This is a genomic window from Pseudodesulfovibrio hydrargyri (assembly GCF_001874525.1).
Lineage (GTDB): Bacteria > Desulfobacterota > Desulfovibrionia > Desulfovibrionales > Desulfovibrionaceae > Pseudodesulfovibrio > Pseudodesulfovibrio hydrargyri.
On record NZ_LKAQ01000004.1, the window covers coordinates 1,764,291 to 1,788,839 of the forward strand.

Here is a 24,549-nt window from a genome sequence, read left to right on the forward strand (position 1 = left end):
GGCATCCGCTATGCTCCGTAGGGCATGGGGTATGGCGATGGATTAGCTGTCCGGGGAGGTCTCCCTCTCCTCGGCCAGGAACGGCTCGTCCCGGTCGTAGCAGACCAGGCCGCAGCGCAGGCAGCGGTCGGCCTCGGCCAGGGCCTGTTGTTCGTCGAGCGGGCCCTCCACCTCGTTGAAGGTGCAGTTGCGCTCGTCGCCGTGGCACAGATGGGGCAGGACCGCCCGCTTCTTGCGCTCCACGGAATCGATCTCCTTGAACAACGTGTAGGGAATCATGGTCTTCTGGGTGGTCTCCGGGATGGGGATGGCCGCCTCGGTCAGGTGGTAGTGGATGGACCGGGCCGCCTTGCGGCCGTCGCCGATGGCCGAGATGACCAGGTCCGGGCCGGTGTACACGTCGCCCGCGGTGAACACCCCGGGGATGGCGGTCTCGAAGGTGTCCGGGTCGGCCACGATGGTCTGCCACTTGGTGGTCTCCAGCGGACAGGTCCCTTCCTCGCTGTCGTCGTACAGGCAGGCGAGGTCCGGCTTCTGGCCGATGGCCGGGATGATCAGGGTGGCCTCCATGCGTTGCTCGGAGCCCTCCTTCTTGACCGGGCGTCGGCGTCCGGACTCGTCCGGCTCGCCGAGCTCCATCTCGTAATATTCCAGATGGGTGGCCCGTCCGTTCTCGTCGCCGATGACCCGGGCCGGGGCGGCCAGGAACTTGAATTGCACGCCCTCGTCCTCGGCCCCGACGATCTCTTCCACGTCGGCGGGCATCTCGTTGCGGGTGCGCCGGTACATGAGCGTGACTTCGGCCCCGAGGCGCACGCAGGTCCGGGCCGCGTCGATGGCCGTGTTGCCGCCGCCGACCACGATGACCTTGTTGCCGGTCTCGGGTTTCTGGCCCAGGGCGTGGGCGGTCAGGAATTCGATGCCGCCCATGACCCCGTCCAGGTCCTCGCCCTCGGCGTACATGCCGGACGCCTGCCACGCGCCGATGCCGATGAAGACCGCGTCGAAGCCGTCGGCCTTGAGGGATTCCAGGGTGAAGTCGCGGCCGAATTTGGTGTTCAATTTCGCCTCGACGCCGAGATCCAGGATGCCCTGGATCTCCCAATCGAGGTCGGCCTTGGGCAGCCGGTATTCCGGGATGCCGTAGCGGGTCTGGCCGCCGAGCGCGGGCATGGCGTCGAAGATGGTCGGGCTGTGGCCGAGCCTGCGCAGGAAATAGGCGCAGGACAGACCGGCCGGGCCGCCGCCGATGACGGCCACGCACTTGCCGGTGTCCTTGGCGCAGGGCACGGGCAGGTGGACGCCCGAGCGCAGCTCGCGGTCGGCCACGAATCGCTTCAACATGTTGATGCCTACGGTCTCGTCCACGTATTGGCGGCGGCAGACCGTCTCGCACGGGCGGGGGCAGACCCGGCCGCAGGTGACCAGCAGCGGGTTGCGCTCCTTGATGGTCATGACCGCGCCGTCATAGTCGCCCGCCTTGATCTGCTCGATGTAGCGCGGGATGTTGATCTGTGCCGGGCATTTCTGGCGGCACGGGGCCAGGCAGTCGGTGGTCTGGTTGAGGTGCAGCAGCCGGGCCGACATGCCGGACACGCCGATGACTCCGCGCGGGCAGGCGTCCACGCAGTTGCCGCACGCCTTGCATTGGGTGGGATCGATGACCGGCAGCCCCTCGGGACCCATGTGGATGGCGTCGAAGGGGCAGGCGCGCACGCAGGAACCGAGCCCCAGGCACCCCTCGGGGCAGGACTTGGACCCGCCGTAGAGCAGGTGGGCGGCCCGGCAGTCCAGCGCCCCCTCGTAATGGAACAGGTCGGCGGCCCGCAGCCCGCCGGTGCAGTCGCGCACGGCCAGCTCGGGCTCGCGCTCGATGACCTCCTGGCCCATGAGGGCGGCGATGGTGGCGATGGCCTCGCCGTCGGCCACGATGCAGATCGAGGCCGGGGCCTTGCCCGCCACGATGGCGGCCGCCGCGCCCGAGCAGCCGGGGAAGCCGCAGCCGCCGCAGTTGGCCCCGGGCAGGTTGTCCTCGATGAGCGCGATGCGCGGGTCCTCCTTGACGAAGAGGAGCTTCGAGGCGATGCCCAGGATGGCCGCGGCCAGCAGGCCGATGCCGAACAGAGTCAGTCCCGATGTCAGTATCATGATGTCGTCCCGTTCTGCGTTTTTAATCCGTTAGATCATGCCCTTGAAGGCGAAGAAGGCCAGCGACATGAGCCCGGCCATGATCAGCCCGATGGGCGTGCCGCGCATGGCGATGGGCAGCCGCCGCACGGCCAGCTTCTCGCGGATGCCGGCCAGAAGGACCAGGGCGAGCATGAAACCCAGACCCGAGGCGAAGGAGAACAGGACCGTCTTGACGAAGCCGAACTCCTCGCGCTGGCAGATGAGCGCGATGCCCATGACCGCGCAGTTGGTGGTGATCAGCGGCAAAAAGATGCCCAGCGACTTGTACAGCGGCGGGATGACCTTCTTGAGGAACATCTCCACGAACTGGACCAGGGCCGCGATGACCAGGATGAAGGCCAGCGTCTGGAGAAAGTCCAGGCCAAAGGGGGCGAGCACGTACTCCTGGACCAGCCAGGTGATGGCCGCGGCCATGACGGCCACGAAGACCACGGCCCCGCCCATGCCGATGGCGACGCCCGTGTCCTTGGACGTGCCGATGAACGGGCAGTTGCCCAGGTACTGGGCCAGGACGATGTTGTTGACGAACATCGCCCCGATGAAGAGAAGGAAGTATTCCTGCATGATCGTTTCCTCGAATGGGAGGCTGTTGAAAAACGGCAATCTGTGTCGTTGCTTCAAAAAGTTCAAACCCTCACGTACAGGAAGTACGCTTCGGCCTTAAACTTTTTTCGCGCCTAGCATCTCACCATTTTTGAACAGCCTCCAATTTTGACTTTTTCAATACTCGTCAACAGTTCTTGTGGCCGCAGCCGCCGCACGCGCCGCAGTCGTGGGTCGGGCCCTGCACGGCGGCCAGTCCCTTGCGCTTGCGCCGGACGTTCTCGACAAAGGTCATGATGCACAGGAGCACGCCCAGCGAGACGAACGCGCCCGGGGCCTGGACCATGATGCCGATGGGCTCGAACCCGTCCCAGACCACGCGGGTCCCGAAGATCATGCCCGTGCCGAGCAGCTCGCGCAGGGCTCCGAGGAAGGTCAGGGACAGGGTGAAGCCGATGCCCATGCCCAACCCGTCGGCCATGGACAGCAGCGGCGGATTCTTGGAGGCGAAGGCCTCGGCCCGGCCCAGGATGATGCAGTTGACCACGATCAGCGGCACGAAGATGCCCAGCCGCTGGTAGAGCGGGTAGGCGAAGGCCTGCATGAGCAGCTCCACGGCCACCACCAGGGAGGCGGCGACCACGATGAAGCAGGCGATGCGCACCTTGGCCGGGATGACCTTGCGCAGCAGCGAGACCATCAGGTTGGACAGGGCCAGGACGAAGACGACGGCCACGCCCATGCCCAGGCCGTTGTCGGCCGTGTTGGTCACGGCCAGGGTCGGGCAGAGCCCGAGGACCAGCTTGAACGGGGGCAGGTCCTTCCACAGCCCCTTGGAGAATTCCTTCCACAATCTGCTATTCATTGTCGGCTCCATGCGGCGGGGCGGCTCAGGACCAGCCGCCGGCGAGTTTGCCTTTCAGGGCGTTGAAGATGGTAATGGCCTGGCGCACCGCGGTCACGGTGCCGGTGGACGAGATGGTCGCCCCGGCCACGGCCTCGATGTCGCCGCCGTTCTTCTTCAGGTCCACGGCCTCGAGCGGATGGCCCCGGAACTGGGTGGTGTAGCCGTGCTCGGCCACGCGCGCGCCCACGCCGGGCGTCTCCTTGAGGGTGGTGATGCCGATGCCGGTCAGGTGCATGGCCCGCACGTCGAAGCCGACCATGACGCCGATGTTGCCGCCGTACCCCTTGCCCGAGGTCTCGAAGGCCACGCCGGTGAGCGTGCCTCCCTTGAGGGCCGGGAACACGGTCACGGTCCGGCCGTCCACCGTGAATTTTTTGCGGTCCTTGATCGGGTTGTTGTCGTAATCGCTCAGGACCGATTCGATGGCCGGGGCCTGGACATAGGTCAGGACCTGCTCCTCGATGATCGGGGCCGTGACCTGTTTCAGGGCGGCCAGGGTGATGCCCGCTATGCCGCAGATGAGCGACAGGACGATCATCATTTTCATCATTTCCTTCATGGCCTACCTCCTTCCGAACGGCTTGGGCCGGATGCGTTCGAGCACCGGGGTGAACAGGTTGGCCAGCAGGATGGCGAAAGGCATGCCGTCCGCGTACGCGCCGTAGACGCGGATGATGATGACCAGCGCCCCGATCAGCAGGCCGAAGAGCAGCATGGGCACCTGCCGGTTGGGGCTGGACGGCCCGTCCGTGGCCAGGAAGAAGGCCCCGAACAGGGTGGATCCGGTCAGCAGGTGGAAGGCCGGGGAGGCGTAGATGGACGGGTCGAGCCAGTGGAACAGGAAGGCGGTCAGGGCCGCGCCGCCGATGACGCCCACCGGGATGATGGACGAGATGTGCTTGCGCAGGACCAGGAGCATGCCGCCCAGGAGCACGCCCGCGATCTGGACCGCGCCCAGGCCGCCGAGCTGCTTGCCCAGGAAGAGCTGCCGGGTGTCGGTGATCTGGACCGCGTCCAGGCCGAAGTCCTTGAGCTGGGCCAGGGGGTAGGTCAGGTCCGTGGCCAGCATGGAGGCGTTGGCGTCCATGTAGGCGGGCCAGGAGATGCGGCAGATGGCCCAGCCGATGAGCGGGGCGCAGAACGGGCTGCCGCCCAGGGGGCCGAAGACCATCTTGCCGAGCACGATGGAGGCCGCGCTGCCGAAGGCCGCCAGCCACCAGGGGGCCGAGGCGGGCAGCAGGAAGGCGAAGGACAGCCCCACGGCGAAGGCGTTCAGGTCGTGGACGTCGGTCTCCCGGTCCATGAAGTAGTCGCAGGCCATCTCGGCCAGCACGGCGGCGGCCATGGACAGGGCCATGACCCGCACGGCGGGCATGCCGAAGGTCATGGCCGCCATGACCGCGGCGGGCAGCATGGCCATGAGTATCATCAGCATCCGGTCCCGCACGGTGGTGCCGCAGTGGCGGTGGGGCGGGACCGAGACGGTCAGGGCAAAGGGGTTGAGGGGTTTCACGGCTGGGTTTCCTCCCCGGACTGGGCTGCGGCCTTCGCCAATTCGCTCTTGGCGAGCCGGATGTATTGGAGCATGGGGCGACGGGCGATGCAGAAATAGCCGCACAGGCCGCATTCGAAGCAGGCGTCCACGGCCTCGGCCTCGGCCTTGGCGTACTGGCCGAACTCGGCATAGCTGGTGATCATGGCCGGATCGAGCCGGGCCGGGCAGCGGCGCACGCACTCGCCGCAGCCCACGCAGGCCGCGTCCACGGCCACCGGGGACGGATTGCGCACCAGGCCCACGGCCGTGGTCGAGCGGTCCACGCCCTGGCCGGGCGAGGCCGCGGCCGTGCCGCGCAGCACGCCGCCCAGGACGATGCGGTCCCCGTCGCGCAGGGTCTCGCCGTCGTTGGTCAGGATCTCGCCCACCGGGGTGCCCAGGGTGATCAGCCGGGCCGAGTTGCCCACCGTGACCATGGTCTCCATGACCGGCAGGCCGGTGTCCATGATCAGCCCGGCGTGGAAGACCGTCTCCAGGCCGACCACCAGGGTGTTGTCCGGCATCTCGATGCCGGTCACGGCCTTGGCCACCAGGGGATCGAGCGCCTGGGGATACTGGTCGGCCAGGACCTTGACCTCCATGCCCGGCAGGCTCTCGCGCACGCCCCCGGGCACGGCCAGGAAAACGTCCACGGGCACGAATCCCCGGATCAGGGCCTCGGCCCCGGCCGAGAGGATGTCGAGCTTCTCGGCCAGCAGCGTCCGGCGGGAGAACAGGTTCGGCTCCTCGTCCATGGCGTTGATGATCAGGGTGTCCACCTGGTCGCAGGCCGGGACGTCGGCCCCGAGCTCGCGCAGGCGGGCGAGGAGTTCCGGGCCGCTCAGGCCGTCCAGGACCTCGGGCACCACGGTCTCGCCGTCCGTCGGGGCGAGGCGGACGCGGTACGGGTCCACGTGTTCCACGGTCCCGGCACAGGGCGCGTGGATGTCGCCCCGGCCCGGCGCGGACGCGGTGGCGATGCGCTCGCCGCGCCTGACCTCCTGGCCGCAGGCGACCAGCGGGCAGTGCCGGGTCAGGTTCATCTCCGCCTTGGCGGCGGGTGTCTCTTGAATCGTCATATTCCGTCTACCTGCTGATGTGGCATTGGTTGCAATGGTCCGGGCCGTAGGGGCCCGCGCCCATCTCTTCGTGGCAGGACATGCACTGGTCGTGGAAGGCGTTCATGCGCGGCAGGACCAGCTCCCGGGTTTCGGCCTCGTGGCACTGGTTGCAGGCCGAGAAGTCGCCGTCGTAATCGGTCATGTCCTTCTGGATATGGCAGGATTTGCAGCTGGACAGCCCCTTGTCGAACATGTCCTCGTGGCACTGGCCGCAGCTCTCGTGCCCGGCCTCGCGCATGGACAACAACTCGTCCGTGCTCTTTTCCGCATGGCAGTTGGTGCACTTTTGCGGCTCGGGCTCGATCTCCTTGCCGTGGTGGCAGTCCGAGCAGTCCGAGGCGTATTCGGTGTGCGCCTTGTGGTCGAAGTTGAGCTTGTCGTACTCCACGTGGTGGCAGCGCACGCAATAGGATTCGTTGGGAAAGGAATCCATGTGGTTGTCCACGAAATTCTGGTCGAAATCGTTGGGATGGCAGGAGCCGCAGGCCAGGGCCCCGTCCTCGGGGGTGACGATGGGCTGGGATCTGTCGTGGTGGCACCGGGAACACTCGATCCCGTAATCCCGGTGATGCACCAGGTGCGAAAAGACGACCTTGCCCCCATTGTTCTCGAACAGGATGCGCACCGGCATCGGCTGCGACTGGCCTGATCGGACATAGCCGACGATGGCCACCGCCAGGAGCACGATGGTCGCCGCCATGACCGGAAATATCTTTGTTTTTGAACGCATCGTTCCTCTCCGCCGCCTGTGGGCGGCAGCTCCGGGTGGTTACAGGTGAAGGATCATGTCAATCCGCGGGCGGCCGGAGCCGCCCGCGGGGTTGCGTCGTTACTTGGGAATGACCGCCCAATCCGGCACGATGCTGAGGTCCACGCCCCACAGCACCGGGAGGATGTAGACCACGAAGGCCGTGATCAGGAGCGTCCCGAATATGTTCAGCCAGACGCCCGCCTTGGCCATCTGCTTGATGGTCACGCATCCGCTGCCGAAGATGACGGCGTTGGGCGGCGTGGCCACCGGGAGCATGAAGGCGTAGGAGGCCGCCACGCACGCGCCCACGATGGTCGCGAACGGGTGCACGCCCATGGCGATGGCCGCCGAACCCATGATGGGCACGAGCAGGGTCGCGGTGGCGGTGTTGGAGGTGATCTCGGTCAGGAAGATGGTGATCAGGACCACCGCGCCCACGAAGACGAGCATGCTGGTGCCTTCGAGCGCGCCGAGCTGGCCCGCGATGTAGGCGGCCAGGCCGGTCTTGGCGAAGCCGTTGGCGATGGCCAGGCCGCCGCCGAAGAGCAGGATCACGTCCCAGGGAATCTTCACCGCGGTCTTCCAGTCCAGGAGGAACTCGCTCTTTTTGAAGTTCACGGGGATGGCGAACAGGATGAGCGCGCCGAAGATGGCGATGGTCGCGTCGCCGATGTACTTGAAGTGGGGCATGATGCCCAGGACGAAGGAGGATTTGGCCATGAACCCGCGCGCCAGCCAGAAGGCGGCCATGAAACAGCCCACGACCACGATCTTCTTCTCCGCATTGGACATGGGGCCGAGCTTCTTGACTTCGTCGTTGATGATCTTGGCGCCGCCCGCCAGCTCCATGCCGCCGGTGGGGAACAGGATCTTGGTCAGCAGGAGCCAGGCGAAGGCCATGGTGACGACCGCCAGCGGGACGCCGAAGAGCATCCACTGGCCGAATCCGATCTGCACGCCGAACATCTTTTCGACCATGCCCGCCATGACGGTGTTGGGCGGGGTGCCGATGATGGTGGCCACGCCGCCGATGGACGCGGCGTAAGCGATGCCGAGCATCAGGCCGCGGCCGAAGTTGAACTCGGGGCCGACGTTGACGCTGCTCTCGCGCAGGTGGTCGGAGTCGAACCCGGTGGCCTGCTGGATGACGGCCAGCCCGATGGGCACCATCATCATGGCCGTGGCGGTGTTGGACACCCACATGGACAGAAAGCCGGTGGCGACCATGAAGCCCATGATCATGCGCGCCGGGCTCGTGCCGATGGCCTTGATGGTGTACAGGGCCACGCGGCGGTGCAGGTTCCACCGCTCCATGGTCACGGCCAGGAAAAAACCGCCCATGAACAGGTAAATCAGGTGGTTGGCGTACGGAGATGTGGACGCCGAGGATTTCATGACGCCCAGCAGGGGGAAAAGGGCGATGGGCATGAGCGAAGTGGCCGGAATGGGGATCGCCTCGGTGATCCACCAGATGGCCATCAGGGCGGTGACCGCCGCCACGCGCCATGCCTCGACCTTCATGCCTTCGGGAGCCGGGATGAGCAGCATGGCGATGAACACGATGGGCCCCAGGAAGAACCCTATTCGCTTGCCCTTGTTGGAATCAGCCTGATCAGACATTTTACACTCCTCAATTAGAACGTTTTCACCTCGGATAGGACCGCAACCCCAGACGGCGCTGAGGAAAGACCGGGCGGAGCACCCCGCTCCGCCCGGTACTTATTTATATTCCAAGATGATAGGTTTCGACGAATGCGCTGACGCGCTTGCCGGATTCGGCGATGCGCTTGCCCAGCGAGGCCTTGTACTCGTCCAGGTCGAGCTTTTTGCGGGCCACTCCCTCCTCCATGGCGGCCTTGGCCACGGCCACGGAGACGTACTCGATGAGCCGCAGGTCCAGCGCCTTGGGAATGACGTAGTCGGGCCCGAATTCGAGCTTGTCCACGCCGAACGCCTCGCAGACGTATTTCGGGGCCTCGGTCTTGGCCAGGTCGGCCAGGGCCTGGGCGGCGGCCAGCTTCATGCCCTCGGTGATGGCCGTGGCGCCGCAGTCGAGCGCGCCCCGGAAGATGAACGGGAAGCCGAGCACGTTGTTCACCTGGTTCGGGAAGTCCGAGCGGCCGGTGCCCATGATGCAGTCCGGGCGCGCCTGTTTGGCGTCGTCGTAGGTGATCTCCGGGTCCGGGTTGGCGCAGGCGAAGATGATCGGGCAGTTGTCGGACATGGACTTGACCATCTCCTTGGAGACCACGCCCGCCTTGGACAGGCCCAGGAAGCAGTCCGCGCCGACCATGGCCTCGGCCAGGGAGCCGTACGCCTTGTCGGTGGCGTACTGTTGCTTGAACTCGTTCAGGTCGGTCCGGGACTTGTTGATGTGTCCCCTGGAGTCGAACATGGCGATGTTCTCGAACTTCACGCCCATGTTTCGGTACAGGTTGGTGCAGGCGATGGCCGCCGCGCCCGCGCCGGAGATGACCACGCGCATCTGCGCCGGGTCCTTGCCCGAGATTTCCAGCGCGTTCATCATGCCGGCCGCGGTGACGATGGCCGTGCCGTGCTGGTCGTCATGGAAGACCGGGATGTTCATTTCCTTTTTCAGTTTCTCTTCGATGTAGAAGCATTCCGGGGCCTTGATGTCCTCGAGGTTGATGCCGCCGAAGGTCGGCTCCAGGGCCTTGGTGACCGCGCACAGTTCGTCGGGATCGGTCACGTTAAGGTTGATGTCGTAGACGTCCACGTCGCCGAAGACCTTGAACAGCACGCCCTTGCCCTCCATGACCGGCTTGCCGGCCAGGGGGCCGATGTTGCCCAGGCCGAGCACGGCGGTGCCGTTGGAGACCACGGCCACGAGGTTGCCGCGTCCGGTGTACTCGTAGACCAGCTCCGGGTTCTCGTGGATCGCCTTGCACGCCTCGGCCACGCCGGGGCTGTAGGCCATGGACAGATGCTTCTGGGTCTTGCACGGCTTGACCGGGACGACCTCGACCTTTCCCTTCCTGCCATGGGAATGGTAGTTCAGGGCTTCCTCTTTGGTGAATAATGCCATTTCGCTAGCTCCTTGAGGTTGTGCGTTATTCGATGCCCGCGGCCTTGCGGTCGGGCACGGCGTACAGTTCGCCGCCGTGGGAATCGTTGATGACGAGCAGGGGGAAGTCCTCGACCTTCATCTCGCGGATGGCCTCGGGGCCGAGCTCGTCGAAGGCGATGACGTTGGACTCCACGATGGAGTTGGACAGCAGCGCGCCCGCGCCGCCGGTGGCGCCGAAGTACACGGCGGTATAGTCCTGCATGGCCTGCCGGGTGGGGGCGTCGCGCTTGCCCTTGCCGATGGTCGCCTTGAGCCCCAGGGAGTAGAGGCGCGGGGCATAGGAGTCCATGCGGTAGGAGGTGGTCGGTCCGGCCGCGCCGATGGGGCGGCCCGGAGGGGCCGGGGAGGGGCCGACGTAGTAGATGGCCGCGCCCTTGAGGTCGAACGGCAGTTCCTTGCCCGCGTCGAGCAGGTCCACGAGCTTCTTGTGGGCCGCGTCGCGCGCGGAGTAGATGGTCCCGGTCAGGAAGACCACGTCGCCCGCCTTGAGCTGGGCGATGTCTTGATCGGTCAGCGGGGTGTTCAGTTTGTATTCAGCCATTAGAGTACGACCTCCTCGTGCCGCTGGGAGTGGCACTGCACGTTGACCGCCAGGGGCAGGCTCGCCAGGTGGCACGGTTCCATGGTGATCTTCACGCCGAGCACGGTGGTCTTGCCGCCCAGCCCCATGGGGCCGATGCCGAGCGCGTTGATGGCGTCCTCGAGTTCCTTTTCCTTGGCCGCGATTTCCGGGTCCGGATGGGTGTCGTCGAGCTTGCGCAGCAGGCCGCGCTTGGCGATCTTGGCCGCGTGTTCGAAGGTCCCGCCGATGCCCACGCCGATGACCGTGGGCGGGCAGGGGTTGGGGCCCGCCTCGGCCACGCGGTTGATGACGAACTTCTTGATCCCCTCCCAGCCCTGGGCCGGGGCGAGCATGGTCACGCGGGACATGTTCTCGGCCCCGCCGCCCTTGGCCATGTAGGATATCTTGAGTTTGTCGCCGGGCACGAAGTCGAAGTGGATGACGGCCGGGGTGCCGTCACCGGTGTTGGCCCGGGAGAGCGGATCGCAGGCGGACTTGCGCAGGTAGCCGTCGGCGTATCCCTTGCGGGTGCCCTCGTTGATGGCGTCGCGCAGGTTGCCGCCCTCGATGCGCACCTCGTCGCCCACCTCCACGAAGTAGACGGCCAGTCCGCAGTCCTGGCACAGGGGCAGCTTGGTGTCGAAGGCCAGGTCCGCGTTCTCCAGGAGCTGGCGGATCACTTCCTTGGCGGACGGGCTGGTTTCCTCGGCCATGGCCGATTCAAGCCGGGCGCGCACGTCGGCGGGCAGCTCGGTGTTGGAACTGACGCACATCTTGGCGACGGCGTCGACGATGTCGCTGGTCTGGATGGTACGCATGCTATTTCTTCCTGAAGATCTGCTTCATTGCGGTGATGCCCATCTTGCGGCGCAGGAAGCCGAGCTGGTTCTGCAGGGGCAGCCCCTTGGGACAGACGTCTTCGCAGGCCAGCAGGCCCATGCAGCCGAAGATGCCGTTGTCGTTGCCGATGACCTCGAAGTACTCGCGGTCCGTGCGCTCGTCGCGGGGGTCGACCACGAAGCGGGCGATGCGGTTCAGGGCGGCCGCGCCCATGAAATCGTCGCGCAGCCGGGCGGTGCCGCAGGCCGAGATGCAGCAGCCGCATTCGATGCAGCGCTCCAGCTCGTAGATCTGCTCGGCCACCTCGTTGTCCATGCGCTCTTCTTCCTTGGCCGGGTCGAAGACCTTGTTGGTGTGCACCCAGGACTCGGTCTTGGCGTACATCTCGCGGAACCAGACGCCCGTGTCCACGGACAGGTCGCCGACGAGCTTGAAGACCGGCAGGGGGTGCAGGACGATGTGCCCGGGCTGGTCCTTGGTCTTGGTCTGGCAGGCCAGGCCGGGGCGGCCGTTGATGACCATGGCGCATGCGCCGCAGATGCCCGCCCGGCAGCAGAAGTCGAAGACCAGGCTCGGGTCCTGCTCCTCGCGCAGCCGGTTCAGGGCGATGAACAGGGTCATGTTCGGCGTCTCGTCCAGGATGAACTCCTGCATGTGCGGGACGTCGCCCTTCCTCTCGGGATTGTACCGGAATATCTCGAATTTCAGTTGTCTACCCATGATGTGTTCCTTTCTTGACCGGGTTACTTCTTCTTCCCGATTTCGGTGACGGGGCTCTTCACGGTGCGCTCGGTCACGTACTTCTCGTCAGCCGGGATGATCTTGCCGCCGCCGTAGCCGCGGTCGCCCGGGGGCAGTTCGAACAGCGGAGTGGTGTCCTCGTACTTGAGGTCGGGCATGTCCGCGCCTTCGGGCCAGTAGGCCAGGGTGCGGTTGAGCCACTCGGCGTCGTTGCGCTCGGGGAAGTCCTCGCGGTTGTGGGAGCCGCGCGATTCGGTGCGCATCAGCGCCGCCTGGGCGATGCACATGGCCAGCCTGACCTGGCCCTCCAGCTTCATGGCCGCGGCCAGCTCGTGGTTGGCGCCCACGCCGTCGGAGACCAGGCCGACCTTGCGGGCCTTCTCCATGGTCCCCTGCAGGGTCTGGACGCACTCCTCGAGGCCTTCCTTGTTGCGGAAGACGAAGCAGCCCTTCATCAGCGCCTCCTGCATCTCGTTGCGGACCTCGTAGACGTTCAGCTTGCCGTTGCGGCCGTGGGTGACGTCATGGATGCGTTCTTCCTGGCGCTTGACCTCGGCGTTGACGACACCGGTGTCGAAGGTGGTCTCGTAGCCCTTGAGGAACTCGACGATCTTGGCGCCGATGATGCCGCCCGCGACCACGGTCTCGGCCAGGGAGTTGCCGCCCAGCCGGTTGAAGCCGTGCATGTCCCAGCAGGCCGCCTCGCCCGCGGAGTACAGCCCCTTGAGGCCGTAGACCGCGCCGTCCTTGTTGGTCCGGATGCCGGCCATGGTGTAGTGCTGGGTCGGGCGCACGGGGATCAGCTCCACGCGCGGGTCCACGCCCAGGAAGTGGTGGCAGATCTCGTCCACTTCGCGCAGCTTGGTGGAGATGTGCTTGTCGCCGAGGTGGCGGATGTCCAGCCAGAGGTGCTCGCCGTAGGGGGACTTCACGCCCTTGCCCGCGCGCATGTGTTCGGTCATCCGGCGGGAGACCACGTCGCGCGAGGCCAGCTCGGCCTTTTCCGGCTCGTAGATGTGCATGAACCGCTCTTCGTTGACGTCGAGCAGCGTTCCGCCGTCGCCGCGGCAGCCCTCGGTGACCAGGATGTCGGTGGGCACGATGCCGGTGGGGTGGAACTGGATGGATTCCGGGTTGCCGATGGGCACCAGCCCGGTCTCGTGGGCCAGGATGTGGCCGCCGCCGTCGCAGATGACCGCGTTGGTGGTGGCCTTGTAGATGCGCCCGAAGCCGCCGGTGCAGATGGCCGTGGCCTTGGCCAGGTGGACCTCGAGCTGGCCGTTGCGCAGGTCGCGGACCACCGCGCCCATGCACTTGTCGCCGTCGTGGATCAGGGAGATGGCCTCCTTCTTGTCGAACACGTCGATGCCGAGCTGGGCGCAGCGGTTGTCCATGGTGCACATGACCGCGTGGCCGGTGCCGTCCGAGGTGTAGCAGGTGCGCCACTTGGCCGTGCCGCCGAAGGAGCGGGCCGTGATCAGCCCCTCGTTCTCTTCCTTCTCGTATTTTTCGAATTTCTCGCCGCCCTTGAAGTAGAAGGACTGGCCGGGCACCACGCGGTTCCAGGGCACGCCCCAGGCCGCCAGGCGGCGCATCTCGATGGGCGCGGCGTCGGCGAAGAGCCGGGCGACCTCCTGGTCGCAGCCCCAGTCCGAGCCCTTGACGGTGTCGATGAAGTGGACGTCCGGGTTGTCGCCCTCGCCCTTGGCGCAGTTGCCGAGCGCGGCCTGCATGCCGCCCTGGGCGGCCGAGGAGTGGGAGCGCCGGGCGGGCACGATGGACAGGCAGGTGGCCTTGAAGCCGTTCTGGGCGGCCTCGCAGGCCACGCGCTCGCCGGACAGTCCGGCGCCGATGACGAGCAGGTCGGAATAGAATGTCTGCATGGAGTTCACCTCGTTAGCTCAGCGTTATGAAGCGGATCAGGGTGATGACGCCGATGACCATGAAGATGGAGAACAGGGTCGTCTCGAAGCGCTTGAAGCCCTTCCGCTGTTCGGATTTCACGAAACCCCATTTCACGGCGATGCGGTAGAAGCCGACGCTGACGTGAAGCTCCACGCTGGGAAGGAGGATCATGTAGAAGAGAAACCACCAGAAGTGCTGCATGCGCGCGGCGGACTTGGCGGCGGTGATGGGCAGGTCGTTGAGCACGACCCACATGTGGATGGCGCCCAGGATCAGGATGATCATGGCGGTCGCGGCCTGGACGACCCACAGCCAGGTGTCGCGGTGCTTCATCATCTTGGCGTGGGCCCAGATGGTGCCCTGCCCCTCGGCGCGGAAGGGGATCTTGCGCGCGGCCAGGGCGAAGTGGACCAGGAAGGTCAGGAAGATCAGCGGGCCGCCGACCTGGGCCATGTAGGTGGCCTCGAAGAAGCCGGCGATGGCGTTCATCACGCCCGGGGAAATGACCACCGAAGACACGAGCAGCATGTGACACCACATGAAAAGGATCAGGCTTGCTCCCGTCAGCATCTGCAGCCAGTCGAGGGCGGCATCGGTGAGGGACACGCCTGGAACGGATGTCGTAAAGGTTTTCATCATTCTTCACCTGTTGTTCATGATTGATACGAATTGAAAGAACCCCTGCCTCTTCCGCCGCGTCGCGCCGCGTCCGGTGCCCGCCCGCCGGACGGGTCCGGTCGGCGCGCCCCCTGGCGGCTCGATGCGATTGCCGAGATCCCCGAGAGAACCTCCTCAATACATCGGAAATGGATCGCAACGGTTTGAAGATGAGCAACAGGCATGCCAGAAGAGCGTGGCAAAAAAGTCACACTATTCCATGGCTATAATGAGTCGTGAGAATGGAGATGAGCGGATTCTTGCCGAACCGGGGGTATCCGATCGGCAAGAATCCGCCGAAGGATTATTCAGACCGTTTCAGTCCGTATTTGGTCATCTTTTCGTTCAAGGTGCGGCGGGGAATGCCGAGGTCGTCGATGACGTCCTTGATGACGCCGCCGTTGCGGTTCAGGGACTCCTGGATGAGGTGGCGCTCGAACAGGGCGACCTGGTCCCGGAGGCTGACGGCCTGGGGCGCGGTGTCCCCGGTCTTGGCGGCCATGATCTTGGAGATGCGCTCCTTGGGCGGCAGGGGCGAGAGAATGTAGCGCTCGGCCACGCTCTTGAGTTCGCGGACGTTGCCGGGCCAGTCGTGGCTCATCATCAGGGGCAGCCCCTCGGGCCCGAGCGGGGCGGCGACCACGCCGTAGGTGTCGGCCGTGCGCTCCAGGAAAAAGGAGAAGAGCAGGGGGATGTCGTCCATGCGCTCGCGCAGGGGCGGGACGTTCAACTCCACGGTATTGATGCGGAAATAGAGGTCCTCGCGCAGCCGCCCCTCGTCGATGGCCGTGCGCGGGTTTTCGTTCATGGCGGAAATCAGCCGAAAGTTCACCGGCCGCGACGAGTTGGCCCCCAGCGGGGTGATCTCGCGCATCTCCAGCGCCCGCAGCAGCTTGCCCTGGACGTCCAGCGGCATGGAGTTGAGCTCGTCCAGGAACAGGGTCCCGCCGTTGGCCGCCTCAAGTTTGCCGATGCGCTTGCCCGCCGCCCCGGTGAAGGCCCCGCTGACGTGGCCGAACAGCTCGCTCTCGGCCATGTCCACCGGGATGGCCGCGCAGTTGAGCGCCATGTACGGGCCCTTGTTCAGCAGGGAGAGGTTGTGGATGGCCCGGGCGATGACCTCCTTGCCCGTGCCGGTCTCGCCGAAGAGGAGCACGTTGGCCGGGGTGGGGGCGATGTGGGTGATCTCCTTCTTGAGCTCGCGCATGGGCTGGCTGGTGCCCACCAGCCGGGAGTCGATGCCCTCGCAGTCGGACAGGGCCATCTTGAGCTGGCGGTTCTCGAGGACCAGGCGGCGCTTTTCCAGGGCGCGCTTGATGGTCTCCACGATCTGTTCGGGGTCGAAGGGCTTTTCCACGAAGTCGTAGGCCCCGCCCCGGATGGCCTCCACGGCCATGGCGATGTCGCCGTGCCCGGTGAACAGGACCACCGGGATGTGCTCGTCGATGGCCGCGATCTCCTTCTGGAAGGCCAGCCCGTCCAGGCCGGGCATCTTCACGTCGGTCAGCACGATGCCCGCGTACTCCGGGGTGATGTCGCGCAGGGCCACGCGGGCGTCCGCGTAATCGGCGACCTCGAAATCCGACAGCTCCAGCCATTGCCGGGCGGAATCCCGGACCGACTGTTCGTCGTCCACCAATATGACTTTTTTCATCAGTTGCTCTTGTCCTGTTGCTGGTTGGAAAGGGGGATGTGGATAAAGAATTCGGCACCGTTCGGGTCGCGGTTGGCCACCCGGAAGTCGCCCTTCATGTCCTTGACGATCTTGTAGGAGATGGACAGGCCCAACCCCACGCCGATGCCCTCCTTCTTGGTGGTCACGAAGGGCTCGAAGATCTTCTTGCCGACCTCCTCGGCGATGCCGGGCCCGTTGTCCCAGACGTGGATGGTCGCCTTGTCGCCCTCGGCGGACAGACGCACGCCGAGGAGCGGGGAGTCGACCTCCATCAGGGCGTCCAGCGCGTTGCGGAAGAGGTTGATGAGGACCTGCTCCATGCGCATGCGGTCGCCCAGGATGAAGACCGGCTGTCCGGGCATGGACAGCTTGAGGTCGCAGTTCTCGACCAGGAACTGGTGCTTCATCAGGTTGACCGCCTCCTTGATGGCCAGGCGCAGGTCGAACTCGATGTCCTTGTCCGTGGTTCGCCGGGCAAAGGATTTGAGCTGGCCCGTGACCTTGGCCATGCGGTCGCCCAGTTCCGAGACCTTGACCAGGGTGGGGTCCAGGTCGTCGAGCTTCATGCGCTTGAGCATCAGGCGGCAACTGGCCACGTAGGTTTTGGTGGCCGCGATGGGCTGGTTGAGCTCGTGGGCGATGGCCGTGGCCATCTCGCCCAGCGCGGCCAGCTTGCCCGCCTGGACCAGCTCCTCCTGGGCCGAGCGCAGCTCGTGCTCGGTGCGCTTGCGCTCCTCCACCTCCTGGGCCAGCTGGCGGTTGATGTCCCGGATGCGGTTGGCTTCCACGGCCTGCTGCTTGGAGAGCTGGCGCTGGCGGCGCTCGCGCAGGAACAGGCGGGTCAGCACGGCCAGGCCGAGAATCACGAAGGTGGTCAGGGAGACGCCCAGCGTCCGCTCCCAGAGCGGCCCCTGGGGCGTGAGATAGCTGATCTTCCAGTCCGTGCCCGGGATTCCCCGCGTGTTCAGCAGGAACCGTTCGGTGCCGATGGTCGTCTCGCGGACAAAGCCGAACCGGGTCCGGGTGTGCCAGGCCAAATGCTTGAGCTGGTGCCGGGGATAGTGTTCGCGGTCGTGGATTTCCTGGAGCATGCCCGCGTTCAGCGGCGTCAGGGTCATGTACTTCCAGGACGGGCGGCTGGTCAGGACGATAACCCCGTTGGAATCGGTCACCAGCAGGGTCTCGCCGCCCTCCTTCCAGAGATGCTCCAGCGGGGAGAGGGCGATCTTGGCCACGGCCACGCCGATGACCTCGTCCCTGTCCTTGATCGGGTGGGAGATGTAGATGCCGGGCTCGCCCCGGGTGATGCCCACGCCGAAGAATATCCCCTGGCGGCCCTCCATGGCTTCCTTGAAATAGGGCCTGAAGCCGAGGTCCAGGCCGATGAAGGCGTTGGGGCGGTCCCAGTTGGAGGCCGCCTTGACGATGCCGTCCGTGCCGATGATGTAGACCACGGACGACTCGGCGATGGTGTTCACGCGCTTGAGGAAGCGGTTGATGGGCACGCCCTCGCCGCCCCGGGTCAGGAAGGTGGTGACCATGCCGTTCTCGGAGATGAGGTAGGGCAGGTACTCGTACTTGCGCAGCTCGGAGTCCAGCGTCATCTCGTACAGGGTCAGCCGCTCGTCCGAGACCCGTTCCAGGTCCTGGAGGTAGTCGTACTGCACCAGCAGGCCGACGATGAACGGCAGGCCGATGAGCAGGAAGATGCCGAGCGTCACGGCCGGGGTGTTGAATCGGGTCTCGTTGAAGGTCTTCATGCCTGGCCTGTCCGTGTCCGCGAAGGCGCGGGGGTTGGGTCTGTTTCGGTCCTCTTTTCAGCAATAGGCGGAAATCCGCCGATCAGGCAAGGCCCAATGTGGCCGCCCGCTCCGGCGTTTGCAGTCAACATACTGAAATAATGATAGTTGTGTAAAAACAGGGGCGGCGTCATGCCCTGATTACAGCAAAAAGGATACCGACCCCGGTCGCGCGGCCGGTCTTTTTCGGGATCAGTGCGGGAAATTGTCGGTGTAGGCCACGGTCCGGTCGGGCAGGAACCAGATGCAGGCGCTGTCGGGCGAGTGCTTCTCAAGGAAGGCCGCCCCCCGGGCCGGGCCCATGATGAACAGGGTGGTGGCCAGGGCGTCGGCCAGTTCGGCGGTGTCCGCGATGACCGTCACGCCGATGGACCGGTGGGCCGAGTCCATGGTCGAGGGGTCGATGATGTGGTGGTGCTCGATGGGGTCGCCCTTCTTCTCGGGTGACACGAACTGGCGGTAGTCGCCCGAGCCGCACACGCCCTTGTCGCGGATGGCGATGGTCTGGAACACGGCGTCGTTGCGCGGGTGGCGGACGCCCACGTGCCAGTCGCGGTCGCCGAAGCAGCGGAAGTCGCCGCCCGCCTCGACGATGCCCGATTGCACGCCGTGCTTTTGCAGCAGGGCCACGGCCGCGTCCACGATGGACCCCTTGGCGATACCGCCGAGGTCCAGCGCCATGCCTTCCTTCTTGAGCCGCACCCGGCCGCCGGGCCGGTCCATGAGGACCATGCGGAAGTCCACCAGCCCGGACTTGGCCCGGGCCACGGATTCGTCCATGGCGTAGTAGAAGGGCGAGGTGGTCAGGGCCCCCACCGTGGGGTCGAAGATGCCGCCCGTGGCCGCGCTGAACGTAAGCGCCCGGTCGAGCAGGGCGAAGGCGCGCGGCGTGACCTTGACCCAGGCGTGTCCGGCGGCGCGGTTGATCCGGCCGATGGAGCCGCGCGGGTTGCGGTGGTCGAAGTCCTGCTGCAGGGCGCGCATGGCGGTCATGGTCCGGCGGGCCGAAAGCTCGGCGGACTTGCGGCTCGGGGCCTCGATGGTCAGCTTGACCACGGTGCCCATGGCCACGTCGGTGAAGCGGTAGAGGCCGTCCTCATGGGCCTCCATGCGCAGGGTCGGGGACAGGTTCAGGACGAGCATCAGGCAGAGGAGCCCGGCGGCCAGCCCGGTGGCGGTCCAGCTCAGTCCGCTTCCCCAGTGGAACTGGTCGCGGAAGACGTAGGCCAGCAGGGGCAGGCAGCAGAGCGCGCCGATCAGGCCCGCCACCTTCAGCCCCGGGGCCGGGGAGTGCAGGGCGTGGACCACGGCCCCGCCGAGCAGCGGCCCCAGCAGGAAGCCGAGCCCGGAGGCCAGGTTGGCCGCGCCGAAGACCGCGCCCTGTCTGCGGCTCAGGGACGAGGCGAAATACATGGAGGCAGGGATGGACAGGGCCGCGCCCAGGCCGAGGAGCACGCCGAAGGTGGCGAACTGCCAGAGCAAGCGGCACTCGCCCAGTGCGTAGAGCGCCCCGGCGCTGACGAGCAACCCCATGACCACGCGGTCCGTGTCCGGGCTTTTGCCGCCGAACCGGCCGGTGAGCAGCAGCCCCAGGAAGGTGGCCAGGCCGGGCGCGGCGAAGGTGGCGGCGATGACCGGTCCGTGGCGGCCCAGCGTTTCGGCCAGGACGATGGGGTAGAAGGCGGTGGTCAGCCCGATGCCCAGGCTGCGCCCGCCGATGGCCAGGAGCAGGGCGGCGGCGCGCCCCTTGGACCGGGCCGGGCCGGCCTTGGGCCGCGCCGGGCGGCTGGTGGTCGCCTCGCGCGGCATGAGCAGGAGGGTGGCGGCCAGGGCCAGCCCCAGGCAAAGGGACAGGCCGACCATGACCGGCCCCATGACTCCGGTGGTGTAGAGCAGGCTGCCGAGGATGGGCCCGGCAAAGGCGGCCGCGTTGAACAGGGCGGCGTGGACCGCGAACCGGCGCGACAGGGCCGGGCCGCTCGCCGACCCGCCCAGGGCGGCCAGCCCCACGGGCCGGATCAGGCCGGTGACCAGGCCCATGGCCACCTGCACCGCGTACAGGGCGGTCAGGCCCGGAGACAGGAAATAGGCCAGGGGGACGAGGCAGCCCGCGGCCGAGGCCAGGGCCAGGACCGGCTTGGGCCCGAAGCGGTCGGCGGCCATGCCCGACAGGGGCGAGACCAGCAGCTTGGCCAGGTAGTACCCGGCGAACGCGGTGCCGATCCACGCGCCGCTGATCCGCTCGTCCAGGCTGAGCAGCGGGATGGTGAAGGCGAACAGGCCCACTCCGAGCGAGGTGAAGAGTCCGCCCGCCAGAACGGCGGCAAGGACCCGGAGGTTCCCCTTCCGGGAGATGTCTGTTTCAGCTGCTGGCATCGTTCGTCCTTCTTCCGCTGCCGGGCGGCAATACCGGACCGGTAGTCTGTACGCAAATTGCTGGGTTGTCCAGTCTCCGTGGAAATGAGCATGAATACAATAGGTTGAAGGAATCCGCCGCAAGGCTGAACAGGACTCGTTATAAATAAGAATAATCATGTACAGAATGGTCTCAGCGGGCCATGGTCTGTAATGATCACCCTTTTCTCGGTCGGTTTTTTCGAACGACGTCACTTCAGACCAGGGAGTATTCATGTTGCGATTCAAGGACATCAAGATGCGGCCCAAACTGATCGCCGTGTTCATGATTACCGGCCTCTTGCCCATGGCCCTGGCGGGCTTGTGGGCCATGCAAACGTCCGGTACGGCGCTCATGGACAACTCCTATGCCCATCTCGAGGCCGTGCGCTCCATCAAGAAGGGACAGGTCATGTCCTTTTTCCAGGGGCGCAGGGAGCAGATGGAGGTGCTGGTCGAGACCGTGAGTTCCGTGCGCCACGATGCCATGCAGAAGCTCCAGGCCCTGTCGGCCATCAAGAAGCAGCAGATGGAGCGCTTCTTCAACTCCCGCCTGAACGAGGTCCGGGTGCTGGCGGCGCAGCCGTCCACGCGCGAAAGCCTGGTCTCCCTGGAGGCGGTCTTCACGCAGGGCGGTGGGTTCAAGGGGCTGGCCGGCGAGCGCTATCTGGCTCCGGCGGAATACCGGGCCGTCCACGACCGCGTCTTTCCCCTGTTCAAGAAATACATGGAGGAGTACGGCTACTACGACGTTTTCCTGATGACCGCCGACACCGGCGACGTGGTCTTTTCCGTGACCAAGGAGGCGGATTTCGGCCAGCGCACCCGGGACGTGGATTCCTCCCTGCGCGACGTCTGGCGGATAGCCGTGGCCGAGGAGCGGGCCGCCCTGTCCGACATGCGCCCGTACGCGCCGTCGGCCAACGCCCCGGCCCAGTTTCTCGCCGCGCCCATCCTGTCGGGCGGCCGGGTGGTCGGGGTGGTCGCGTTCCAGATTTCCAACGACGCCATCAACGCGATCATGGGCGAACGCACCGGCATGGGCGAGACCGGCGAGACCTACCTGGTCGGCCCGGACTTCCTGATGCGTTCGGACTCCCATCTCGACCCCGAGCACCATACGGTGACCGCCTCCTTCGCCGATCCGCAGAAGGGCCGCGCCGATACCGAAGCGATCCGCAACGCCCTGGCCGGCCAAAGCGGAGCCGGACTGGTCATCGACTACAACGGCAGCCCGGTCCTGTCGGCCTACACCCCGGTGGCCGTGGGCGACCACGTCTGGGCCCTGGCCGCCGAGATCGACGTGGCCGAGGCATTCAGCCCCAAGGACCAGGAAGGGAACCTCCTGCTCAACAAGTTCGTCGAACTGCACGGCTACTACGACATCTTCCTGATCAACCCGGACGGCTACTGCTTCTTCACCGCGGCCCGCGAGGCGGACTACCGGACCAACCTGGTCGACGGCCGTTTTGCCGGGTCCAACCTGGGCGGCCTGGTCCGCAAGGTGCTCCAGGCCAAGCAATTCGGTTTCGCGGACTTCGCGCCCTACGAGCCGAGCGACTTCGAGCCAGCCTCGTTCATCGCCCAGCCCCTGGTCCACGACGGCAAGGTCGAGATGGTCGTCGGCCTGCAAATCTCGCTTGAGGTCCTGAACGGGATCATGAAGCAGCGCGACGGCATGGGCGAGACCGGCGAGACCTACCTGGTCGGCCCGGACAAGCTGATGCGCTCGGATTCCTTCCTCGATCCCGAGGGCCATTCCGTGGCCGCCTCCTTTGCCGGGAGCGTGGAGAAGAACGGGGTGGACACCGAAGGGAGCGCCCTGGCCCTGGCCGGGAAGACCGGGGCCAAGGTGATCATCGACTACAACGGCAACCCGGTCCTGTCCGCCTACGCCCCGGTGGACGTGCTCGGCACGACCTGGGCGCTTTTGGCCGAGATCGACGAGGCCGAGGTGCTTGCCCCGATCCGCGCCCTGCGCGTCTCGGTGGGCGTGTTGGCCCTGGTCCTGGCCGTGCTCGTCGTCCTGGCCGGGATATTCGTGGCCGGGTCCATCGCCCATCCCCTGCAGGACGGGGTGGCGTTTTCCAAGGAGGTCTCCTCGGGCAACCTCGGCGCGGACCTCAAGGTCAGCCAGAAGGACGAGGTGGGCGAGCTGGCCGAGGCCATGCGGGCCATGGTCGGAGCCCTCTCCGGCATTGTCGAGGACGTGCAGCTCAGCGCCGAGAACGTGACCTCGGGCAGCGAGGAGCTGGCGGCCACGGCCGAGGACCTCTCCCAGGGGACCAACCAGCAGGCCTCCGCCGTGGAGCAGGTCCTGGCCTCGGTGGAACAGATGGCCGAGAACATCCAGCGCAACACGCAAAACGCCCGGGATACCGAAACCATCGCGGACAAGGCGTTGCATGTGGCGGAGCGGAGCAGCTCGGCCGTGGGCGGCGCGCTGGAGGCCATGAACGCCATCGCCGAGAAAATCTCGATCATCGAGGAGATCGCCCGGCAGACGAACCTGCTGGCCCTGAACGCGGCCATCGAGGCCGCCCGGGCGGGCGAGCACGGCAAGGGGTTTGCCGTGGTCGCGGCCGAGGTCCGCAAGCTGGCCGAACGCAGCGGCCGCGCCGCGGCCGAGATCAGCGAACTGTCCTCCAAGACCGCCGGGGTTTCGGACGAGGCGGGACAGATGCTCAGGGAACTGGTCCCGAACATCAAGCGCACGGCCGAACTGGTCCGGGACATCGCCGTGGCCAGCGAGGAGCAGGCCGAGGGGGCCGCCCAGGTCAATGCCGCCATGCAGGATCTGGACAAGGTCATCCAGTCCAATGCCTCGGCCTCGGAGGAGACCGCCTCCACCGCCGAGGAACTGGCCGGCCAGGCGGTCATGCTCCAGCAGTCCATGAGCTTTTTCAAGTTCAGCGGCAAGCGCGCCGGGGGAGTACGACGCCCGGCCCTGCCGCCGGTTGCGCAGGACCCCGAGTTCGACCGCGAGGTGGAGGATCTGGAGCGGTTCTAGCCGGGCTTAGTGGATGAACTGTTCGTTGAAGATCCGCTCCTCCAGGGAGTGGTCCGGGGCGAACAGGATGCGCGCCGGGTGCGTGTGGTCCTCGTGGACCAGGATGTGGGCCACGTCGCGCACCTCCAGGAAGTCGGCGGTGGCGCTGACCGGCCGCAGTCCCGGCCAGAGGATATCGAACTCCACGCTGGCGGTGTTGGGCAAAAGCGCCCCGGTCCAGCGCCTCGGCCTGAAGGGGCAGATGGGGGTCAGGGCCATGACGTTGGAGCCCAGCGGGATGATCGGCCCGTGGGCGGACAGGTTGTAGGCCGTGCTGCCCGCCGGGGTGGCGACCATGACCCCGTCGCAGACCAGGTTGTCCAACCGCTTGCGGCCGTTGATGAACAGCCGGATGTGGGCCGACTGCTGGGAGGTGCGCAGCATGGCCACCTCGTTGAAGGCCAGGGCCGAGACGCGGTCGCCCTCCAAGGTGGTGGCGGTCATGGCCAGCGGGTTCAGGAGGTGCTCCTGGGCCGCGTTGATCCGCTCGATGAGGTTATCCGGGTTGAACTGGTTGAGCAGAAATCCGATGGTTCCGCAGTTCATGCCGTAAATGGGCAGTTTCCGGTCCAGGAACCGGTGCACGGTCCTGAGCATGAACCCGTCCCCGCCCAGGGCCACCAGGGCGTCGGCCTCCTCGACCGGGACCAGGGAACAGCGTTCCTTCAGGACGGCGAACCGTTCCTGGGCGGCGGGGGTGTCCGAGGCGACGCAGGCGATATGGCGGATTGCGGATTCCATGGGGCGGCCCTTCCTTTTGCTCTGGTTCCTTAGCAGGACCAACTACCCTGCA

At 66.2% G+C, this 24,549-nt stretch carries 19 protein-coding genes; 1 reads left to right on the forward strand and 18 read right to left on the reverse strand.

Going from position 1 to position 24,549, the window contains the following annotated elements; genetic code table 11:
* Positions 1–42: 42 nt before the first annotated feature.
* From BerOc1_RS12530 to BerOc1_RS12610, 17 genes are all read right to left on the reverse strand, one after another.
* Positions 43–2,148 carry an FAD-dependent oxidoreductase gene (locus tag BerOc1_RS12530; protein ID WP_071546016.1) on the reverse strand — a complete coding sequence of 702 codons (2,106 nt, stop codon included), beginning with the start codon at positions 2,146–2,148 and terminating at the stop codon, positions 43–45.
* A gap of 30 nt (positions 2,149–2,178) precedes the next feature.
* Complete coding sequence (locus tag BerOc1_RS12535) at positions 2,179–2,754, reverse strand: electron transport complex protein RnfA (RefSeq protein WP_071546017.1); 576 nt, start codon at positions 2,752–2,754, stop codon at positions 2,179–2,181.
* A 166-nt stretch (positions 2,755–2,920) separates the two neighbouring features.
* The gene (gene rsxE / locus BerOc1_RS12540) at positions 2,921–3,598 is read right to left on the reverse strand and encodes an electron transport complex subunit RsxE (protein WP_071546018.1); all 678 of its coding nucleotides are present in this window, start codon (positions 3,596–3,598) and stop codon (positions 2,921–2,923) included.
* 25 nt (positions 3,599–3,623) lie between these two features.
* The gene (gene rnfG / locus BerOc1_RS12545) at positions 3,624–4,199 is read right to left on the reverse strand and encodes an RnfABCDGE type electron transport complex subunit G (protein ID WP_071546019.1); all 576 of its coding nucleotides are present in this window, start codon (positions 4,197–4,199) and stop codon (positions 3,624–3,626) included.
* Between the two features lie 3 nt (positions 4,200–4,202).
* The gene (locus BerOc1_RS12550) at positions 4,203–5,153 is read right to left on the reverse strand and encodes an RnfABCDGE type electron transport complex subunit D (protein ID WP_071546020.1); all 951 of its coding nucleotides are present in this window, start codon (positions 5,151–5,153) and stop codon (positions 4,203–4,205) included.
* On the reverse strand, positions 5,150–6,253 hold the full coding sequence (locus BerOc1_RS12555) for a 4Fe-4S dicluster domain-containing protein (protein WP_071546021.1): 1,104 nt from the start codon (positions 6,251–6,253) through the stop codon (positions 5,150–5,152). The genes BerOc1_RS12550 and BerOc1_RS12555 overlap by 4 nt, the downstream gene beginning before the upstream one ends.
* A 7-nt stretch (positions 6,254–6,260) precedes the next feature.
* Positions 6,261–7,025 (reverse strand): cytochrome c3 family protein, encoded by a 765-nt coding sequence (locus BerOc1_RS12560; RefSeq protein WP_071546022.1) that lies wholly within the window; start codon positions 7,023–7,025, stop codon positions 6,261–6,263.
* A 99-nt stretch (positions 7,026–7,124) separates the two neighbouring features.
* Entirely contained in the window at positions 7,125–8,666 is a 1,542-nt protein-coding gene (locus tag BerOc1_RS12565; protein ID WP_071546023.1) for an SLC13 family permease, read from the reverse strand.
* 103 nt (positions 8,667–8,769) lie between these two features.
* Positions 8,770–10,092: a malic enzyme-like NAD(P)-binding protein gene (locus BerOc1_RS12570; RefSeq protein WP_071546024.1), complete on the reverse strand. Its 1,323-nt coding sequence runs from the start codon at positions 10,090–10,092 to the stop codon at positions 8,770–8,772.
* A gap of 25 nt (positions 10,093–10,117) precedes the next feature.
* Positions 10,118–10,675 carry a Fe-S-containing hydro-lyase gene (locus BerOc1_RS12575; RefSeq protein ID WP_071546025.1) on the reverse strand — a complete coding sequence of 186 codons (558 nt, stop codon included), beginning with the start codon at positions 10,673–10,675 and terminating at the stop codon, positions 10,118–10,120.
* On the reverse strand, positions 10,675–11,514 hold the full coding sequence (locus tag BerOc1_RS12580; RefSeq protein ID WP_071546026.1) for a fumarate hydratase: 840 nt from the start codon (positions 11,512–11,514) through the stop codon (positions 10,675–10,677). The genes BerOc1_RS12575 and BerOc1_RS12580 overlap by 1 nt, the downstream gene beginning before the upstream one ends.
* 1 nt (position 11,515) lies before the next feature.
* Positions 11,516–12,256 carry a fumarate reductase iron-sulfur subunit gene (locus BerOc1_RS12585; RefSeq protein ID WP_071546027.1) on the reverse strand — a complete coding sequence of 247 codons (741 nt, stop codon included), beginning with the start codon at positions 12,254–12,256 and terminating at the stop codon, positions 11,516–11,518.
* A gap of 23 nt (positions 12,257–12,279) precedes the next feature.
* Positions 12,280–14,160: a fumarate reductase flavoprotein subunit gene (locus BerOc1_RS12590; protein WP_071546028.1), complete on the reverse strand. Its 1,881-nt coding sequence runs from the start codon at positions 14,158–14,160 to the stop codon at positions 12,280–12,282.
* Positions 14,161–14,173: 13 nt separating this feature from the next.
* Positions 14,174–14,818, reverse strand: a complete 645-nt coding sequence (locus tag BerOc1_RS12595; protein ID WP_071546029.1) for a succinate dehydrogenase/fumarate reductase transmembrane subunit — start codon at positions 14,816–14,818, stop codon at positions 14,174–14,176.
* 325 nt (positions 14,819–15,143) lie between these two features.
* Positions 15,144–16,493, reverse strand: a complete 1,350-nt coding sequence (locus BerOc1_RS12600) for a sigma-54-dependent transcriptional regulator (RefSeq protein WP_071546030.1) — start codon at positions 16,491–16,493, stop codon at positions 15,144–15,146.
* Positions 16,493–18,274 carry a sensor histidine kinase gene (locus BerOc1_RS12605; RefSeq protein ID WP_071546031.1) on the reverse strand — a complete coding sequence of 594 codons (1,782 nt, stop codon included), beginning with the start codon at positions 18,272–18,274 and terminating at the stop codon, positions 16,493–16,495. Before BerOc1_RS12605 ends, BerOc1_RS12600 begins: the two co-directional genes overlap by 1 nt.
* Positions 18,275–18,505: 231 nt before the next feature.
* Positions 18,506–20,689, reverse strand: coding sequence for an MFS transporter (locus BerOc1_RS12610; RefSeq protein WP_071546032.1), 2,184 nt, complete (start codon positions 20,687–20,689; stop codon positions 18,506–18,508).
* Between the two features lie 253 nt (positions 20,690–20,942).
* Between BerOc1_RS12610 and BerOc1_RS12615 the strand changes: the two genes are divergently transcribed.
* Positions 20,943–23,717, forward strand: coding sequence for a methyl-accepting chemotaxis protein (locus tag BerOc1_RS12615; RefSeq protein WP_071546033.1), 2,775 nt, complete (start codon positions 20,943–20,945; stop codon positions 23,715–23,717).
* A gap of 6 nt (positions 23,718–23,723) precedes the next feature.
* Here BerOc1_RS12615 and BerOc1_RS12620 read toward each other — a convergent pair whose 3' ends face one another.
* A complete protein-coding gene (locus BerOc1_RS12620; protein WP_071546034.1) occupies positions 23,724–24,497 on the reverse strand; it encodes an NAD kinase in 774 nt (257 codons plus the stop codon).
* Between the last annotated feature and the right edge of the window lie 52 nt (positions 24,498–24,549).

Coding starts and splice junctions, on each gene's coding strand:
- BerOc1_RS12575 (WP_071546025.1), bottom strand. CDS start 10,675: ATGGCTGAATACAAACTGAACACCCCGCTGACCGATCAAGACATCGCC.
- BerOc1_RS12590 (WP_071546028.1), bottom strand. CDS start 14,160: ATGCAGACATTCTATTCCGACCTGCTCGTCATCGGCGCCGGACTGTCC.
- BerOc1_RS12595 (WP_071546029.1), bottom strand. CDS start 14,818: ATGAAAACCTTTACGACATCCGTTCCAGGCGTGTCCCTCACCGATGCC.
- BerOc1_RS12560 (WP_071546022.1), bottom strand. CDS start 7,025: ATGCGTTCAAAAACAAAGATATTTCCGGTCATGGCGGCGACCATCGTG.
- BerOc1_RS12605 (WP_071546031.1), bottom strand. CDS start 18,274: ATGAAGACCTTCAACGAGACCCGATTCAACACCCCGGCCGTGACGCTC.
- BerOc1_RS12565 (WP_071546023.1), bottom strand. CDS start 8,666: ATGTCTGATCAGGCTGATTCCAACAAGGGCAAGCGAATAGGGTTCTTC.
- BerOc1_RS12615 (WP_071546033.1), top strand. CDS start 20,943: ATGTTGCGATTCAAGGACATCAAGATGCGGCCCAAACTGATCGCCGTG.
- BerOc1_RS12585 (WP_071546027.1), bottom strand. CDS start 12,256: ATGGGTAGACAACTGAAATTCGAGATATTCCGGTACAATCCCGAGAGG.
- BerOc1_RS12570 (WP_071546024.1), bottom strand. CDS start 10,092: ATGGCATTATTCACCAAAGAGGAAGCCCTGAACTACCATTCCCATGGC.
- BerOc1_RS12600 (WP_071546030.1), bottom strand. CDS start 16,493: ATGAAAAAAGTCATATTGGTGGACGACGAACAGTCGGTCCGGGATTCC.
- BerOc1_RS12530 (WP_071546016.1), bottom strand. CDS start 2,148: ATGATACTGACATCGGGACTGACTCTGTTCGGCATCGGCCTGCTGGCC.
- BerOc1_RS12555 (WP_071546021.1), bottom strand. CDS start 6,253: ATGACGATTCAAGAGACACCCGCCGCCAAGGCGGAGATGAACCTGACC.
- rnfG (WP_071546019.1), bottom strand. CDS start 4,199: ATGAAGGAAATGATGAAAATGATGATCGTCCTGTCGCTCATCTGCGGC.
- BerOc1_RS12580 (WP_071546026.1), bottom strand. CDS start 11,514: ATGCGTACCATCCAGACCAGCGACATCGTCGACGCCGTCGCCAAGATG.
- BerOc1_RS12535 (WP_071546017.1), bottom strand. CDS start 2,754: ATGCAGGAATACTTCCTTCTCTTCATCGGGGCGATGTTCGTCAACAAC.
- rsxE (WP_071546018.1), bottom strand. CDS start 3,598: ATGAATAGCAGATTGTGGAAGGAATTCTCCAAGGGGCTGTGGAAGGAC.
- BerOc1_RS12620 (WP_071546034.1), bottom strand. CDS start 24,497: ATGGAATCCGCAATCCGCCATATCGCCTGCGTCGCCTCGGACACCCCC.
- BerOc1_RS12610 (WP_071546032.1), bottom strand. CDS start 20,689: ATGCCAGCAGCTGAAACAGACATCTCCCGGAAGGGGAACCTCCGGGTC.